Annotated in this window: 17 protein-coding genes; 6 read left to right on the top strand and 11 right to left on the bottom strand. The window is 34.3% G+C overall.

The window, feature by feature from the left end; all coding sequences use genetic code 11:
- Positions 1 to 9 precede the first annotated feature (9 nt).
- The 7 genes from VB798_RS06410 to VB798_RS06440 all read right to left on the bottom strand — a co-directional run bounded on the left by VB798_RS06410 (position 10) and on the right by VB798_RS06440 (position 5,878).
- Positions 10 to 1,050 carry an alpha/beta hydrolase family protein gene (locus tag VB798_RS06410; protein ID WP_323257132.1) on the bottom strand — a complete coding sequence of 347 codons (1,041 nt, stop codon included), beginning with the start codon at positions 1,048 to 1,050 and terminating at the stop codon, positions 10 to 12.
- Between the two features lie 51 nt (positions 1,051 to 1,101).
- Entirely contained in the window at positions 1,102 to 1,500 is a 399-nt protein-coding gene (locus VB798_RS06415; RefSeq protein WP_323257134.1) for a hypothetical protein, read from the bottom strand.
- A 66-nt stretch (positions 1,501 to 1,566) separates the two neighbouring features.
- Positions 1,567 to 2,343 carry a sterol desaturase family protein gene (locus tag VB798_RS06420; protein WP_323257136.1) on the bottom strand — a complete coding sequence of 259 codons (777 nt, stop codon included), beginning with the start codon at positions 2,341 to 2,343 and terminating at the stop codon, positions 1,567 to 1,569.
- Between the two features lie 112 nt (positions 2,344 to 2,455).
- Positions 2,456 to 3,235 (bottom strand): LytR/AlgR family response regulator transcription factor, encoded by a 780-nt coding sequence (locus VB798_RS06425; protein WP_323257138.1) that lies wholly within the window; start codon positions 3,233 to 3,235, stop codon positions 2,456 to 2,458.
- Complete coding sequence (locus tag VB798_RS06430; RefSeq protein WP_323257140.1) at positions 3,232 to 4,254, bottom strand: sensor histidine kinase; 1,023 nt, start codon at positions 4,252 to 4,254, stop codon at positions 3,232 to 3,234. The genes VB798_RS06425 and VB798_RS06430 overlap by 4 nt, the downstream gene beginning before the upstream one ends.
- 391 nt (positions 4,255 to 4,645) lie before the next feature.
- Positions 4,646 to 5,185: a DUF2911 domain-containing protein gene (locus tag VB798_RS06435; protein ID WP_323257142.1), complete on the bottom strand. Its 540-nt coding sequence runs from the start codon at positions 5,183 to 5,185 to the stop codon at positions 4,646 to 4,648.
- Between the two features lie 117 nt (positions 5,186 to 5,302).
- Entirely contained in the window at positions 5,303 to 5,878 is a 576-nt protein-coding gene (locus VB798_RS06440; protein ID WP_184128325.1) for an acyl-CoA thioesterase, read from the bottom strand.
- A gap of 222 nt (positions 5,879 to 6,100) precedes the next feature.
- Here VB798_RS06440 and nuoL point away from each other — a divergent pair, with 222 nt between their 5' ends.
- Entirely contained in the window at positions 6,101 to 8,020 is a 1,920-nt protein-coding gene (gene nuoL, locus VB798_RS06445; RefSeq protein WP_323257144.1) for an NADH-quinone oxidoreductase subunit L, read from the top strand.
- A 45-nt stretch (positions 8,021 to 8,065) separates the two neighbouring features.
- Positions 8,066 to 9,721, top strand: coding sequence for a complex I subunit 4 family protein (locus tag VB798_RS06450; RefSeq protein ID WP_323257146.1), 1,656 nt, complete (start codon positions 8,066 to 8,068; stop codon positions 9,719 to 9,721).
- Here the strand turns inward: VB798_RS06450 and VB798_RS06455 are convergent, their stop codons facing one another.
- Positions 9,722 to 10,732, bottom strand: coding sequence for a sensor histidine kinase (locus VB798_RS06455; protein ID WP_323257148.1), 1,011 nt, complete (start codon positions 10,730 to 10,732; stop codon positions 9,722 to 9,724).
- 74 nt (positions 10,733 to 10,806) lie between these two features.
- Between VB798_RS06455 and VB798_RS06460 the strand changes: the two genes are divergently transcribed.
- Positions 10,807 to 12,333, top strand: coding sequence for an NADH-quinone oxidoreductase subunit N (locus VB798_RS06460; RefSeq protein ID WP_323257150.1), 1,527 nt, complete (start codon positions 10,807 to 10,809; stop codon positions 12,331 to 12,333).
- 2 nt (positions 12,334 to 12,335) lie between these two features.
- On the opposite strand, the gene VB798_RS06465 is transcribed toward VB798_RS06460, so the two are convergent.
- Positions 12,336 to 12,845: a phosphoribosyltransferase family protein gene (locus tag VB798_RS06465; RefSeq protein ID WP_323257152.1), complete on the bottom strand. Its 510-nt coding sequence runs from the start codon at positions 12,843 to 12,845 to the stop codon at positions 12,336 to 12,338.
- Between the two features lie 241 nt (positions 12,846 to 13,086).
- Here VB798_RS06465 and VB798_RS06470 point away from each other — a divergent pair, with 241 nt between their 5' ends.
- The gene (locus tag VB798_RS06470; protein WP_323257154.1) at positions 13,087 to 13,644 is read left to right on the top strand and encodes a YcxB family protein; all 558 of its coding nucleotides are present in this window, start codon (positions 13,087 to 13,089) and stop codon (positions 13,642 to 13,644) included.
- A 99-nt stretch (positions 13,645 to 13,743) separates the two neighbouring features.
- Here VB798_RS06470 and VB798_RS06475 read toward each other — a convergent pair whose 3' ends face one another.
- Complete coding sequence (locus VB798_RS06475) at positions 13,744 to 14,163, bottom strand: hypothetical protein (protein WP_323257156.1); 420 nt, start codon at positions 14,161 to 14,163, stop codon at positions 13,744 to 13,746.
- A gap of 271 nt (positions 14,164 to 14,434) precedes the next feature.
- Positions 14,435 to 16,096, bottom strand: a complete 1,662-nt coding sequence (locus VB798_RS06480) for a S41 family peptidase (protein ID WP_323257158.1) — start codon at positions 16,094 to 16,096, stop codon at positions 14,435 to 14,437.
- 300 nt (positions 16,097 to 16,396) lie between these two features.
- Here VB798_RS06480 and ruvX point away from each other — a divergent pair, with 300 nt between their 5' ends.
- A complete protein-coding gene (ruvX, locus tag VB798_RS06485; protein WP_323257160.1) occupies positions 16,397 to 16,813 on the top strand; it encodes a Holliday junction resolvase RuvX in 417 nt (138 codons plus the stop codon).
- A 105-nt stretch (positions 16,814 to 16,918) separates the two neighbouring features.
- Complete coding sequence (locus VB798_RS06490; protein ID WP_323257162.1) at positions 16,919 to 17,671, top strand: shikimate dehydrogenase family protein; 753 nt, start codon at positions 16,919 to 16,921, stop codon at positions 17,669 to 17,671.
- Positions 17,672 to 17,932: the final 261 nt, after the last annotated feature.

The raw sequence follows: 17,932 nt of genomic DNA on the forward strand, positions 1-17,932 counted from the left end.
GGGAGTCAATCAATTACAATTTAATATTCTTGGGTTTTCAACACTTCCACAACGAAACTCGTATTTGCTTTGGTTGTATTTCGGACTGGGGTTATCAGTTACTTCTAAAGCTGTCATTACTTCTCCTTTGTAAATGGGCATTTTTACTTGCTCCGTAGAACCGTTGCCCAATGCTATATTTTTAGCTGCTTGATTATTATTAAAACTATAGTCTATCAAGGCATCCAACAAACGATAAACGCCATAATAATCAAGTGCATCGTAAGCACTTCTGGTGTTTGGCAAATTATGATAAGTATGATAGGTATAACCAGCAATTGTTGAGGGTTTTATATAGATAAAATCCTTTTCTGTATCGGCAATATTAATATGTTTGAAAATATCAATCGCCATACGATGGTCATTAAAAACATCTTCATCATACACTTGAGTAATCATTTTAGTATTGGCTGGAAAACTTTGTAATTGTTGTGGCGTAATCTGAAAATTATACCAAGGTGCCATTGTGAATAGGAAACGACCATCTTGTCCCCAACCATTTTCGGTAAAAGCTTTATAACTTAAACCAATTGAAGCCCCACCGCCAAAGGAATGTCCCATAAAACCAACTTTCTTAGTATCAATAATTTGTGGATAATCTGCAACTGCTTTACTGAAACCTTGCCACAAAGTATTATAACGTTCATCGATACTTACACCCGTTGTTGGATAAGGGACAAATACTACAACGTATCCTTTCTTGGCTATAAATTCAAAAAGTCCTCTGTTATATTCTTTTTCTTCTCCGCCATAAGGATGTGAATAAAAAATAGTTGGTCTGGCAGAATTTACTCCATCTGGATAAAAAATACTCACGGAAGTACCAGCATACAAGGGATTAGGAAAACTAATTTCTGCTACTTTGTAAGTTCCATCAGCACCATAACCTGATGTTGGGCGTGAAATTGGTCCTTGCAAATCATCATCAATTGGCTCGGTAACGTTGGTTTCTTCAACTTTTGAACAAGATAATATTACCATCAGGTTGATTAAAAATAGGATTGTTTTCATTTTTTTGGATTAATAGAAGAGGTTTTATTGAATAATTTAATTGCTGTAAGCTTATTGATTACGCATTTTTTCCTTCATTTTATCTTGTAATTCGCCTTTAATTACTTCGTATTGCTTGAATTGCTCTTTGCTAAATACTCGTTTAAGTTCAGCTTCTTTTTCATTTTGATTGGATTTTAATTGGCGAAACTTAGCCAATTTACCATCGCTACTTTTCATAATTGGTTCGTTTTTCAAGGCATATTTTAGGTTAATATCCTTTACTTTTTGTACTTGAACAGAATCAAGATGAAGTTTTTCTTTCATCCATTCTGTCTGAAAACTGGCTCTTTCTTCGACTGTACTCCCTTTTAGTTTTCCAGCATTTTGGGCAAATGGCATGTTAGAGATTAGTAAGAATAACAGCGTAAATACTGTTAATAAGCTTTTGAAGTTTTTTCTGTTTTTCATGATTTTGATAGTTTATTTTAATTGAATGAATTGTGAGTAATTGATTTAGAGATTAAACATTTTCTACTATTCTACTTTATTTAATTTTATTGTTTTGAAGTAATCTACAAAACCTTGTAATACTAATTTGAAGGGATTATAACTTAAAAATCCTGTGGTTAAACCGTACTGTACTTTCTCGGTTTCTGGTTGATAAGTACCAAAAAGTCTATCCCAAATAATCAGTACTCCTCCAAAATTTTTATCAATATACATGGGGTTACTACCGTGATGCACCCGATGTGAAGAAGGCGTATCTAAAACCTTTTCAACAACTCCCAATTTCCCTACAACTTCGGTATGTAGAAAGAATTGATAAACAAGATTTAAGGCATAAGTGAGTACGATAAAGTCGGCTGGTAATCCCAACAATGCGGCTGGTACAAAAAACAGTGGACTAACAATTGCCGAAAACCAATTGAGCCGATAAGCTGCTGTGAGGTTCATTCGCATGGCTGAATGATGTACTTGGTGAAATGCCCAAAGTGGTTTCCAAAGATGTGATGCCCGATGAAACCAGTAATAAATAAAATCTGTGACGAAAAAAGTCAGCAGAAAAATAATCAACGTGTGTGGCAACGTCGCAAAAGAATGTTCTGCAAAAAAGCTCAAAGTACTTAGCTGATAACCCGCAAACAAGTATTTTGAAAACTGAAAACCCATGAATATCGTCATATTGGCAAGGGTTTCCTTTAGTTCATAAGCCGCTTTTTGTTTTTTCCAACTCCAAATAATCTCTGCACTTATCAACAGAAAAATAAATAGAAGTATGTAAATGCGAAAAGGTTCTATTGGATGTTTCATCTTCTTAGGATTAAATACGATGTAAATTTGGCTAAGAAAAAGAATACATATTGGCGAAAAACAGGTGAAACTGAAAAACTGAGGGATGAAGTGTTTTAATACCAGACTTAGCTTAATTATTCATCCAACTTTTAAAGGCTGGGACTCTTGCTTTACTAATCAAGATGTGTTCTGTGGGTTCGGGTTTTACTTTTACAGAAAGGCGACCATTGAAGTAAAATTCAATTTCAAGAATAGCCATGCGATTGACAATAAATTGACGATTCGCCCTGAAAAATAATGCTGGGTCGATTTGCTGTTCTAATTGCTCCATCGTAAACTCCATGATGTACTGTTTATCATCTAAAGTATGAGCATGTACGATTTCGTTACTGGTATAAAACCAAGCGATTTTAGCCGTTTCCAAAGGCACTAACTTATCTCGATAATGAACAAGGAAAGATTTTTTATAGGATTTTAGTCCCGCATTTACATTATCCAATAATTGGGCTAACTTTTTCCCGTCCAATTCCTGTTCAGAAGGTTTTGTTAGGTTTTCAAACTTAGCTAAAGCTTGCTCAATTTCCTGTTCGTCAAATGGTTTCAGGATATAATCAATGCCATTATTTTTAAATGCTTGAATGGCGTAATCATTATAGGCGGTCACAAAAATAACTGGACGATTGATGTTTACTTTTTTAAAGATGTCGAACGATAAACCATCCGCCAACCTGATGTCCATAAAAACTAAATCATAAGATGTTTGATTGTTCTCGAACCAATTCACCGCTTCGCTCACACTTTGAAGTATCGCTAAAATACTGATATTTTCGTTTAGACTTTTCAATACATATTCCAAATTTCGGGCAGTGACGACCTCATCTTCTACCAATACTAAGCGTAATTCTTTCATATTTTGATAGGCAATTTAACGGTAAAGGATTCTTCTGTTTTTTCAATCTCAATGTCAGCATTGAAAAGTAATCTAAAACGCTCATTCAGATTAACCAAACCTATACCAGTACTACTTTCGGGCGTTGTTATTTCTTGCAAATTATTACTAACAATTAGCCATTTTTCTTCCGTATAAATGCGAATAGACAAAGGTTTTTCAAGCGTGGCAATATTATGTTTGGCTGCATTTTCCAATAAAGGCTGTAAAGATAAATGCGGAATCATTGCTGAGTAAAATGGTTCATCCAGATTGATTGATAGGCTAAAAGCATTTTCAAAACGCATTTTGATAAGTTGTTCGTAAGATTTTAGCGAATTAAGTTCTTCTTCCACCGTAACCAAACTTGTTCCAGCACGCACCAAGGCATGACGAAATACTTTGGAAAGATGAACAATATAAAATTGTGCCAATTTGGGGTTTTCCCTAACGATGCCCGATAAACTACTGAGCGAATTGAATAATAAATGTGGATTGAGTTGTTCTTTCAATAACTCCAACTGAGCTTCCAAGTAAAGGCTTTTCAATTGCTCATGTTCATTGTCTTTGCGTTTACTTTCTCGGAGCAATAAAATTATCTTAACAATAATGGCAACAAGTAATGTACTCAATCCAAAACGAGCTATATAACCAGCACGCACAACACCATTCAGATGATTTTCAGCAAATAAATACGACTGGATCCATGTTCCACTCATAATAGCCAAAAGCACCACAAAAGCATTGAGCAGGTAATACAAACCATATTTCTTTTGCTCACGAATTTGTACAAAACTTCGGTAAGGATTTAGATTAAGGTAAAAAAGTAATCCACAAAATGCCAAATTATACAATAATTGGAAACTGTATTCGGCAAAATCAAATTGCCAGTAGCGAGCAATAATACCTTTCTCCCTCAAAGCCAACAAACGAGTAGCGTTAACAAGCAAGGCAATCAATAGCGAGCTATACCAACATATCCATTTTTCATTTTTATCCATGATTTAAATTACTAAAAAAATTCAACTGAATAAGTTTAGAAATTGGTTGAAGCTGAAAAAATAGGGGGTGAAGTGTTTGAGTTGAAAGATAAAATATTTCATCTACTATTATTTACTATTGATGAGGGAGTGTTTTTAACATAGCTATTGATATAAAAAGAGTCTCCCGACATACTTCAAGTATATTGAGAGACTCTTTTTTGCGGTATTCTGCGGTAATTTATATCTCACGAGATACTTGAAGTATATCACGAGATACTTTCTTGCGGTATTTTGCGGGATTTAGTATCTCTCGACATACTTGAAGTATCTCGTGAGATACTTCAAGTATGTCAAAACCGAAGAAAACCGCAAAATGTTTATTTTTTTTTGATTTCGATACAAAATGTAATTACTGAATCGGAACCGTGACTACTGTTGTGTCCCAATGTAAAATCATATCAACGCCTACTTCTTTTTCATTGAAATCAATGGTAAATTTTTCTGCGCTATCTGTTGTTTGAGTAGATGGGGCTGGTACTTTCAAAACATCTTTCTTTTCATCATAAGATAAACCCCATTGCCCAACTTCTGCATTGAAAATGATTGTCCAATCTCCTTTTTCTGGAATCGTAAAGAGCGTATAAGTACCTGCTTTGAGTAATTTCCCCGCAATTGTTACATCTTTTGAAAATTTAATAACTGTTGCTTCGTTCGCTCCTGTTCTCCACCATTTCCCATAAGGAACAAGGGCCTTTTCTGTATCTGTTCCGAAAATCAATCTACCTTTTTTTGAAGGTTGACAATAATCTACGGTAATACTCAAGCCATTTTTTTCGTATTCTGCCGTTGAAGATGGACTAAACGATTTGGTGTAATAAAATCTAAAAAAAACTGCTAGAGAAGCTAAAATTGCTAGGATAATGAGGATAACTCTTAATATTTTCATCATGAATACTCAATTAGAGAGATTGGAATCAGTAGATTAGGATAAATCTTGGAATCAATTTTGTAAAAGTACTCCATTTTATCTTGGCTTCAAAATGATTCCAAACACCTAATTATTAATTTATATCCACTCGCTTTGCATATCTTTTTCACGCTTCACAATACAACGTTCGGCATCTAATAAATGTAAGTTTTCATCAATTTCCATACAAGTTTTGGCATCATGCAATAGCTCTTTGTATGAACTCTTAATTTCTTTACGTTTCAGTGCTTCCAAAAATCTACGGATGTCTTCATCACTTTCTAAAATTAGTGGCGGTACAGCCGTCAATTTTCCATGATCATCTTTGGCAACCATCGTAAAATAAGAAGTATTTGTATGTTTTACACTCGCCGTTTTGATATTCTCAGCCACTACTTTAATACCTACAATCAAAGAACTATTCCCAACATAATTGACCGAAGCATGTAGCGAAACCAATTCACCTACTTCTACTGGCTGTTTAAATTCAACATTATCTACTGATACCGTAACCACATACGTGCCTGAATGCTTGGCAGCACATACATAAGCAACCTTATCCATTAATGATAATAAAATTCCTCCGTGAATTTTTCCTCCAAAATTTGCGTAAGACGGAATCATTAACTCTGTAATGGTCGTTCTTGAATAGTTTACTGTTTTTGCGTTATCCATCGTATTAAAGTATTTGGTTAATTAAGAATATAAAATAAAGCAAGGAAATGCTATTAATTGCAAAGAAATATTGAATATTAAGAGATTACTCCACAAACTTAGTGGGTTTTATCTAAATTCGATTAGGAGTAAATACATTTTGCCCCGTATATTTGCACAAAAATTGAAATTTTCCAAGAAAATCTCTACGAAGGAGTATAAAAACCTTCGTGATTAAGCTTTATGAATCCTTCCACTTTGATTTGGCTCATTTTACTAACCCCACTCGCAGGGTTTATTATGCCAATTCTGTTGGGTAAAAAATATAATGCTTTGGCCGCTTGGCTAAGTATCGCTTTAACAGGACTAAACCTTATTTTTTCAATCATACTTCTTCGTCAAAATCTGCATGTTGCCAATCCACATTTGGTTTTCAATTGGTTTTTACTCGGAAAAGAAACTTACTCTTTTGGCTTCTTAACAGATTCACTTACGTTGATGATGTTGGTATTGGTAAACTTCATTGCTTTACTGGTACAGATTTTCTCATTAGAGTATATGGAAGAAGAACCCGACCAATATCGTTATGTTGGTTTTTTAAGTCTTTTCGTATTCTCAATGCTTGGCATAGTTTTGACCGATAATTTATTGGTAATGTATGCCTTCTGGGAATTGGTAGGTTTAAGTTCTTACTTGCTGATTGGCTTCTGGTATCAAAAACCAGAAGCAGTTAATGCTTCTAAAAAGGCATTTTTAGTGAATCGTGTGGGTGATGTTGGTTTTTTACTGGGGATTTTTCTAGCATATTATTTATTTGGTCATAGCAATTTTCTGTCTTTCAGTAGCGAAATGGCGAATGTTCCAGATACTTCCTTAATTCCAGTAGCAGGCTTATTACTTTTCTGTGGATGTGTTGGTAAATCGGCACAATTTCCATTGCATACTTGGTTGCCCGATGCGATGGAAGGACCAACGCCAGTTTCGGCATTGATTCACGCCGCCACAATGGTTGTTGCTGGGGTTTATCTATTGGCTCGTATTCATCCATTATTAGGTTTTGATGAATCTGTGATTGTGGCTTCTGTAGGTTGTATTACCATGCTGATGGGTTCGGTTTATGCGATTTTTCAAACAGATATTAAAAAGACTTTAGCCTATTCTACTATTTCACAAGTAGGTTTGATGGTCGTTGGTTTGGGTTCTGATGCTTCTATTTTTCATTTATTAACACATGCTTTCTTTAAAGCTGGATTATTTTTAAGTGCGGGTTCTATTATTCACGCTTTGCATCATGCTGGACACGGTTTTGATGCACAAGACATGCGCCTGATGGGCGGTTTACGGAAAAGAATGCCTTTTACTTTTGTTTGTTATATCGTTTGTTCGTTGGCTTTGGCGGGAATTCCATTCTTTTCAGGATTTTTATCGAAAGATTCTATTCTTGCACAAGTAATTGCACAAGCAGAACAACATCAAAGTATGGCTTTACATCTTATCAGCGTGGTGTTTTTCATCGGTATTCTATTGTCTGCATTTTATATGACTCGTCAGGTTTGGATGGTTTTCTTTGGTGAATTCAGAAATGAAAAAGCAGATGTATTTGCCATTCATGAAGGTTCTTGGAAAATCACTTTCCCCATCGGTTTATTAGCGATTTTATCCATTGGTTTTATATTCACGTTCAATCCACTCAATGCTGAGAGCACTTGGTTTTGGGAATTTATGAAACCTGAAATGGTAGAAAAATCAGGCGAAAATCATTGGGTAGCTTATCTTTCTACTGCTTTGGCTGTGGCAGGAATTGCTTTAGGATATTTATCCAGAAATAAAGTATTTGATTTTACAGTTCCGACTTTAGATGCTCTTTATCAAAAAGCCTTTGTTAATCCAGTATTGAAAGCATCAGATTTACTACAAGGATTGGATAAAGATTATCTTGACCGATTCGTAAATGTATTTGCTAAATTACAAGTATTAATTGCCAGTATGATTGCTTGGTTTGATGCCAAATTTATTGATGGCATTCCGAATACGATGGCATTTTTTGCTGGACTAATCGGGAAAGTTACTCGTTCAGTGCAAGCGGGTAAAGTACAGCTTTATGTAGCCATGTCGTTTTTAGGCTTGATTGCATTGGTTATTTTTATCGTTTTTTCATCTTGATATTGCGTTTGACACTCTATCGAACACAATTTTTCTTATATCATTATGCCCATTTTATCAGTACTTATATTTTTACCATTGATTGCTTCGTTGGTTGTGGCTTTTTCTCCAGACCAATTCAAAGCTTATTTCAAATGGTTTACGCTAGGCGTTACAGCGATAGAATTAGCGATTTGTATTTACTTATACCAAAATTTCAACCACGATGTTGCCGATTATCAATTCCTTGAACAATTGGATTGGATAACGCTACCATTGGGAAATTTGGGTGTCGGTTCTATCGATTACCTTTTGGGTATAGATGGCATCAGTATGCCTATGGTTTTATTAACGGGCATTGTGATGTTTGTTGGAGCGATTTCCTCTTTCCAAATTGAGCAAAAGGAGAAAGGCTATTTTTCGCTTTACTTGTTATTAACAGGTTCAGTGATTGGCTGTTTTATGGCTTTAGATATGTTTTTGTTCTACCTTTTCTTTGAATTCATGCTTTTACCAATGTACTTTTTGATTGGTATTTGGGGTGGACCAAGAAAAGAATATGCTTCTATTAAGTTTTTCCTTTATACTTTATTTGGGTCAATTTTCATCTTAATTGTGATGATTGCCCTTTATCTTTCTGTAGTTGACCCTGTAGAAACGGCAGTCAGAATTGGTTTAATTAATGATGTTTCGGAAATCACGCCACAAATTATTACAGAAGTACAAAACTTATTGAAAGACCTAAAAATTCCTTCAGAACAAATTGTACATACTTTCGATTTACGATTTATGCCAGATGCGGGAAATTTTCTTCCTGATTCTTGGTTGAATATTTTATCTGAAATACAGATTTTCAGTTTTTCGGCTCGTGCTTTAGCTTTTATTTTATTGATGATTGGCTTTGGTATTAAATTACCAGCCGTGCCAGTGCATACTTGGTTACCAGATGCTCACGTGGAAGCACCAACGCCAGTTTCAGTTGTACTTGCAGGTATTTTGTTGAAAATAGGTGGCTATGGATTTTTAAGAATCGCTTATCCAATTTTTCCAGAAGTAGCTACAGAATACGCTTTTGTGATTGTTGCCTTTGGCGTATTATCTATTATTTACGGAGCATTCAACGCCTTAGCCATGAACGATTTGAAGAAAATGATTGCTTACTCTTCGGTTTCGCACATGGGTTTTGTACTATTAGGAATTGGCTCATTAACTAGCGAAGGTATCAATGGAGCGGTATATCAAATGTTTTCGCATGGAGTACTTTCGGCAATGTTGTTTTTATTGGTGGGCGTTTTGTATGACCGCACACACGACCGCCGCATTGATAGCTATCAAGGTTTGGCGAATAAAATGCCTCTTTACACAGCCATGACGGCAATTGCCTTTTTTGCCTCATTGGGTTTGCCTGCTTTTTCTGGTTTTATTGGCGAAATATTTACTTTGATGGGCGGTTTTAATAGTCCATTAATTCCAAGATGGTTAACGGCAATCGCTGCCTTTGGTTTGGTTTTAGGTGCTGGTTATTTTCTTTGGACTTTGCAACGAATTTTCTTTGGAAAATACTGGGTAAGACAATTTGAAGGAGCTTTAGAAGACTTAAATTTCAGAGAAAAAACAATGCTTTATCCTTTAGCAATCTTGGCTTTGGTATTTGGTATTTTTCCTCATCTCATTTTTGATTTGACGAATGCTACCATTTCAGAACTGTTGAAATTGTTTTAACTAATAAGGCATTTTAATAATGGCTGATACTTTTCCTTGAGTATTTACAATTTTCAAAAAAGCATTATCGCCATATTGTAATTCTAGGCGTTTTTTAAGGTTCTCTAATCCAATACCGCCCTCATTACTTTTAGGTCTTGGGTCAAAAATACCAGAGTTTTCAACACTTAAAATGATATACCCATTTTCTGTTTTGGCAATAACGCTGATATGTCCACCAGATTTTAGTTGTCCGATTCCATGTTTTACAGCATTTTCTAAAAGCGTATTGATAGTCATTGGCATAATTAAGATATTTCCAATGTCTTCTTGAATCTGGAAATCATATTCTAATCGAGTATCAAAACGAAGTTTTTCAAGAGAAAGGTAATTTTCAGCCAAACGAAGTTCTTCGCTCAATGTTGCTTTTTGTTGCTCGCCAAGGTTCAAAGAAAGTCTAAGTAAATCAGACAATTGAATGATAGATTCACGAGCCTGAACATTATCAATGAGCGTCAACGCCTTTATACTATTCAAAGCATTGAATAAAAAATGAGGATTTAACTGTTTTTTAAGACTTTCTAATTTTGAAATTTTTAAAAGATTTTCGGTGTGAGATTCTCTTTGCTTTCTATCTTGATAAATACTAAGAAAACGAAACAAGTGAAAAAACATAAACCAAGGCCAAACTTTCCATACATTTTTCAGGAAAATCACCACAAAAGCCCCAAAAGAAGTATCTGGATAATTGTATAACTGATAATCAAGAACGGTATAAATAGAGCCTATTGACAAACCACCTACAATCGGGAAAAGTGCATATTGAAGATGAGTAATATCATCTGGATGGAATCGACCGATAATAATTTTATAAAAGTGACTTGAAATTAGACCTGAAAAAAAATAAAGGATTAAATAAATAGTTTTGGTAGATTGGCTGAAATCTGTAAATTCAATGTGTTGGATAGAAAGAAGTGTGACAATCGACCAGCAGAACATTTGAATCAACCAGTAGAATTTAGTTTTATTCATAATTTTACTAAAATTGAAGTTAAACTCAAACATAACAACAAAAGTAGAATAAAACACGCTTGCGAAGAAAAATAATGACCAAAATAATATACTTACCCGATTTACTTGCCCATATTCTTGATAGTTTGAGCATCATTTCTCCAGAAGTCTTTCTGGGGGCGGTCTTTTTACTCCTTATTATTGCTGAATTATTCCTTTATAAATACACTTCTCAAAAATTTGATTTATCTGAAAGTACTAACGAAAACGCTTATCAAAATACGTTGTGGGGTATCTCTTTAATTTCAGTTTTAATTGCTCTGAATCAAATTGTGCAACAATTTTCAAATACAAATGATACATTTTTGTTTGGACAAATGCTGATATTAGATAGCAAAGCCATTTTCTTTAAAGTACTCTGTACACTTTCTGTCATTATTCTATTGGCACATATTTATGTTTCAAAAAGAAAATACGCTGGCGAATTCTACCCTTTGATAATTAGTGTGTTGATTGGTTTAAATCTAATGACGATGTCGGTGAATTTATTAATGATTTACCTTTCTATCGAAATCGTTTCTATTTCATCCTATATTCTTACAGCATTTAATAAAACCAGAAAGGCTTCTGAAGGTGGTTTAAAATATATCTTATTTGGTGCAGCTGCTTCGGCAGTTATGCTTTATGGAATGTCATTATTATATGGCATGACGGGCACTTTGAACATTGCTTCGCCAGACTTTTCAAGAGGGATTGCTCAAACAGATAATATTGCCTCAACCATTGCGATTGTACTAACACTTTGTGGGTTTTTATTTAAAATATCAGCGAGTCCATTTCATATCTGGACACCCGATGTGTATCAATCTGCTCCCACTCCGATTGTCGCTTTCTTTGCTGTAGCACCAAAAATTGCAGCTTTTCTTGTCATTATTCGTTTTTACTCTGCTGTTCCGAACGACTTGCAAGTACTTACAGCTGTAATCGCTTTGGCAAGTATTACTTTCGGGAATTTCTCGGCTTTATGGCAAAAAGATACCAAAAGATTATTGGCTTATTCAACCATTGCTCATACAGGTTTTATGTTGATTGGCTTGGTAACGCTTTCTGAATTGGGAGTAAAAAGTGTAGTTTTTTACTTAATCGTAAGTTTGTTTACTAATTTTTCAGCCTTTTTGTTGATTGATTTAGCCGCTAATAGAACTGGCAATGATGTTCCAGAAAATACTTCAAAATTCTCTATCGACAATTTTAAAGGTTTAGGAAGAATCAATCCATTGTTTGGTACATTGGTTGTAATCGTGATGATTTCATTGGCAGGTTTACCTCCTACTGCTGGTTTCTTTGCGAAACTCAATGTATTTTCAGCAATTTGGGAAGCCTACCAATTATCAGGAAAGCAAATCTTATTATTACTTTTTGCTTTTGGCTTACTAAATACTGTAATTTCTTTATTCTTCTACTTAAAAATTCCTTTCTTGATGTTCTTTAAAGAAAGTGAAGAGGGCAAAACTTTTAAACTCAATATCGGACAATTAGCCTTGGCAATACTTTTGGTTTTACCAATTTTAGGCTTATTCTTCAAAGCAGATTGGTTGATGAATATCATCAGCCAATTATAAGTTTATTTAAGGTAAACACCCATTCTGTTTTCATCGTCTAGCACAACAGAAACATATTCACTTAAAGTTGTTGAAAGTTCATATCCCACATAATCTGCCATGATAGGAAAACGACGATAATTTCTATCAACAATTACAGCTACTTGAATGCGTTTTACGGGAATACTTAAAAATGGAGATAATGAATAAGCTAATGTTCTACCACTATTCAGTACGTCGTCAACAACGATGATGGTTTTGCGCTCTAAAAATCTTTCGTCGCAGTCAAATTCTACTGGACTTTCGTAAGTAATATCTTTATCGACATCAATCAATACGGCACTGGCTTCTAAAGGAGAAATCTCTCTAAGTGTAGATGCTAACAATTTAGCGAAAGCATGACCTTGCCCTCTGATTCCAGCAATGACAATATCCGACTCTTCAAAATTATTTTCATAAATTTCAAAAGCAATTCTTCTAATTTTTTGAAGTACTTGTGTCTGACTCAGGATTTGGCTTTCGATAAGTTCCATAATTTACAATTCTTGAAAAGTCTTGGATATTTTTCATTAAGATGTTAAAATTAGCATTCAAAAGCACCTAAAACAAATCATTAAAGGTAATTTACCCATAATTTCATCTTGCGCTTAAAGGAATCATAGCCCAATAATTCTATAATGAAATCATTAATTTGATGCTGATAAAGCTCTTCACTACAAAACTTCCTTATTTTTTGTACCTTTGTGTTCTGAATCACCAAATTTTATTATAGACATGGCAAAAGGATACGCTCAGTCACAACAAAGACGAGTACAACAACCAATTCAATCAAATCCGTTAGCAATCAAAACCAAAAAGTTTGCCCTTGAAAAAAATAAATTCATCGGAATAAACATGATGCAACTCATTAAAAATCAATGGTATTGGGGATTTGTGCCTTTAGCATTAATTTTTATCAATGTAATCGTAAACCTTACTGGTGTTTATCATAATTACTGGATTTATGTTTTAACAATTATCGGAGCATTAGCTTATTTGATTTTCTGGGCAATTCAATTTACAGGTGTTACGCAATTAGAACAATACAAACAGCTTTTTAGTAAATATCGTTACGAAATTGATAGTCGCCAGATTTTGATGAAATTGAATGATACCGAAGGAGGCGTTATTAAATGGGATATGATTAAAAATGCTAGAAAAACCAAAGAAGCATTTATCTTAGATATGGGTCAATATCAATTTATTTACTTGCCATTCACAGTATTTAATAATGATAGCGATAAGAAATTATTGGATAGAATCTTGAAAGATAAAGGATACGAAATCGCTTAAATCTAATTGTTGTACGTGAAGACATGTACGGAAAGTATTTAATAAAAATCCCCTGCAAACCGTGTTTGTAGGGGATTTTTATTGTGCTAAAATATATTATTAACTCTTTGCGTAAAAAATATATGCTGGAATTACAAAAATTGCTATTCCAATTTTAAAGTTTCTCCACACTGTACGCTTCTTTATGCTAAATGCCGTTTCATAATATCCCGTTCTATAATTAGTGTTCCTCATCAATACTGGCTCTGGTAATCCTAGTCTGTGAATAGAAGGTCTTTTGGTAGCAGTAGCATAAGCTGGAATTAAACCCAAAGGTCCTGTTAAAATAGTTGTAACTAATGTTAGCTGTGATGCCTCTCGATACTTGTAATAATAGATTTTAGCATCATTTACTCCTTTCACATAACTGGAGTCTTTGGGATTAGCTAAAGAATCTGAGCTAGTAATTACTTGCCCAATAGAAAGATTCATTTTTAGGAGTAGTGTAATAGCCACTGCTAAACATTTTGTTTTTTTCATTCTTGGTTTGCGAGTTTTTTAATACAAAAAATACTGGTAGAAAAATTAATGAAAGCCTTACATAAAAAAACTGATTGTTTGAAAACTAAAGGACGAAAGGAAGCCTACGACTTTGGTGTCCACGAACTATTAACAAATATGCTTGAGAAATATTATACCTGTCAAGTAATATCAACAATATTTTGAATTTGTTTACAACATCTTTTATAAAAAATAAACCCATAAATGAATGATACTTCACTTATGGGTTTATTAAATGTTGAATATTTTACTACTGCTTACCCGAATGCGTCAGGGTTTCAACCATTTCACCACGAGCTAGTTTTTCTGCTTTTTCAAAGTTTTGTAATGCTTTTTGCAGTGTTTCATCGAAAGACAACAACACTTGATAATATTCATTATTCAAGGTTCTGTTGGTTTTTCTTTGCCAAATATTTCTAGCCACTAAAGCTTTTACTTGTCCTCGGATATAATTGGCTGAACGCTCATAATCTTTGGCTGAATATTTGATTTTTGCTTGTGCTGCCAGTTTTTGTAAATCTGCCATCATGGCATCAGTCACAACAAATTGTTTTGAAAAATCCTTGAAACTAAGTTTATCCAAAGTCTTCAAATTGTTATTTGCATAATTCAAAGCATATTCTCTGATGACATTCTTACTAAACAATTCGGTTAAATACTTAGAATAATACGTAGTATCTCTTGCCACAAATACATCTGGCGTGATGCCTCCGCCACCATAAACTATTCTACCTGCAACAGTTTTATATTTTAGTTTCTCATTAAATTTGATACTGTCAGAACTAAAAAACTCTCCGCTTTTTATTCGTTGTTCATAGTCTTTTTCGTAATCTTCTTCTTTTCCTAAAGCGTATGGTTTTTGAATACTTCTACCACTTGGTGTATAATATCTCGAAATGGTCAATCTTAATTCTGAACCATCATGCAAAGTAATTGGCATTTGTACCAAACCTTTTCCAAACGAACGTCTGCCGACAATCAAAGCACGGTCATTATCTTGTAAAGCTCCCGCTACAATTTCAGAAGCCGAAGCACTGTTTTCATCTACTAATACAATCACTGCTCCTTTTTCAAAAATGCCTTCTTGACGTGTAAAAGTTTGTGAATCAAACTTTGTGCCTTTTCCATCTGTGTAAACAATCAGTCTATCGTCTGATAACAATTCATCAACCATTTTCTCAGCACGATCTTTATATCCTCCAGGGTTTCCACGTAAATCAAGTACTAATCTTTTTAAACCTTGCGATTTCAAAGAAGTTAATACTTTTTTAAATTCATCGTAAGTAGATTCTGTAAAACGGTCAACTTTGATATATCCCGTTTGGTTATCCATCATAAACCCAGCATTGATTGAATAAGAAGGGATTCTATCACGAGTAACCGTAAAAGTTCTGACTTTACTTTCGCCATTTCTTACAATTTCTAGGTTTACTTCGCTTCCTCTTGGTCCTCTGAGTTTACTAAATATCAAGCTTGAATTTACTTTTTGTCCAATCAGTGAAACACCATCTGCTTTAATTAGTCGGTCACCACTTTTAATGCCCACTGCATCCGAAGGACCACCCACCATCGCATTAACAACATAAACGGTATCATTAAAAACATTGAATTCAATACCAATGCCATCAAAACCCGATTCTAATTGTGAACGTGCCGCTGCCACATCTTCTGTTGAAAAATAGGAAGTATGTGGGTCTAATTTCTCTAACATTTTTTTGATAGAAAACTCTACCAAAGAATCTGTACTGACAGAATCTACATAATTAGTTTCAACCAAAGAAAGTACTTCACGATATTTTGCAATACCTTTTGCAACATTATTCATCCTCGACTGACCACCAAAGAAATTGGCACCAACAAGCATACCTATCACCAAAGTAAAAGCAATGATAATGGGAAGTCTGACACTCATTGGTGAATTATTTACGGGCTTATTTTCCTTCATCTTTTAATCAAAAAATTATTTTAACAACAAAATACCAATAAATTCTTAAAAAGCATATAATGTTCTACCTTTTTCAGCAGGAATAGGTTTTTTAATAACGATGAATTCATTCGGAAAATATTTGCCCAATAAAATGATGTAACTTTGTAAGATAATAAATCAAAAATACTTCAACCCTAGCTCTACTATTCTGAAGAAAGATTTTTTCAATTCAATTTCTTTCTCTCGAATGTTTAAAAGGGCAATTGCTGAGGTAATTCAAATACAATGGGAAGAATTTTAGCCATAGACTATGGCAGTAAAAGAGTAGGTTTGGCAGTAACCGACCCTTTAAAAATTATTGCTTCTGCTTTAGATACTATTCATAGCAAAGATGTTTTGGAATTTTTGAAAGCATATATTGCCCGTGAAGAAGTTGAAGCGATGGTTGTGGGAATGCCCGTAAACTTAGATGGAGAAGACACCAACAATACACCACAAGTAAAAGGCTTTGTAAAAGGTCTGAAAAAAGCATTTCCTGATATGCCCATTCATTTACATGACGAACGTTTTACTTCGTCGATGGCAATGAGTGCCATGATTACAAGCGGATATTCGAAAAAAGACCGCCGTGAAAAAGGAAATATTGATAAAATTTCTGCGACAATCATTTTACAATCTTTTATGGAAAGTAAAGGGATGTAATTAATTGAGCGTTTGAATGAATGAGTGATTTAGTGATTAATACATTAAAAATAACAATTTTCAACAAAGCTTATAGCGTACGCTTCAAGGCAAAAAACAATCAACATGAATCTTTACGGACTTATTGGCTATCCGCTTGGACATTCATTTTCTAAAGGATACTTCACTGAAAAATTCCAACAATTAGGCATTGCCGACACCCATACTTATGAAAAATTTGAATTAGAAAACATTCAAGATTTTCCTGCTTTATTAAAAAATAATAGTCTAGCACTGAAAGGTTTGAACGTCACCATTCCCCATAAACAAAACGTTATTCCTTTTTTGGATGCAGTAGATGAAGCCGCTTTAAAAATCGGTGCAGTTAATACCATCAAAATTATGCCTGATGGCTCTACCAAAGGTTTCAATACTGATTATTGGGGTTTTAGATGGACTTTAGAAAAGTGGGCGGACTTTCAAGAAATCTTACCTCAGAAAGCTTTAGTGTTAGGAAAAGGTGGCGCAGCAAAAGCAATTATTCAAGCTTTGCAAGATTTAGGTTTAGCCACACAATATGTATCAAGAACTAAAGAAGAAGACACCATTACTTATGAAGAATTAACTGAAGAAGTAATGAATGAACATCTTTTTATTGTGAATACGACTCCTTTAGGAATGTATCCTAAAATAGAAAACTTTCCAGCAATACCTTATCAATTATTGACGGATAAACATTTGTTGTATGACATCGTCTATAATCCTTTGGAGACCACTTTCTTAAAAAAAGGACTTGAAAATGGGGCAAAAGGTGTTCATTTCGGTTTAGAAATGCTTCATGGACAAGCAGAAAAAGCTTGGGAAATTTGGAACGCATAAAACAATGTTCCTCTCTACATGGGAGTGTTTGGGAGTGTTCACTAAACTACATCGCTCGTTTTCTAAGTCACAAAGCGAGTTTTCTAAATTACAAAGCAAGATTTCTAATCTACGAAGCGTGTTTTCTAAATCACAAAGCAAGATTTCTAATCTACGGAGCGAGTTTTCTGAGTCACAAGGCTAGATTTCTAATCTACGGAGCGAGTTTTCTAAGTTACAAAGCAAGATTTCTGAATGAGTCTTGATTTTTTTTTAATGGGA

The sequence above is a fragment of the Arcicella lustrica genome (assembly GCF_034930985.1).
Taxonomy (GTDB): Bacteria; Bacteroidota; Bacteroidia; order Cytophagales; family Spirosomataceae; genus Arcicella; species Arcicella lustrica.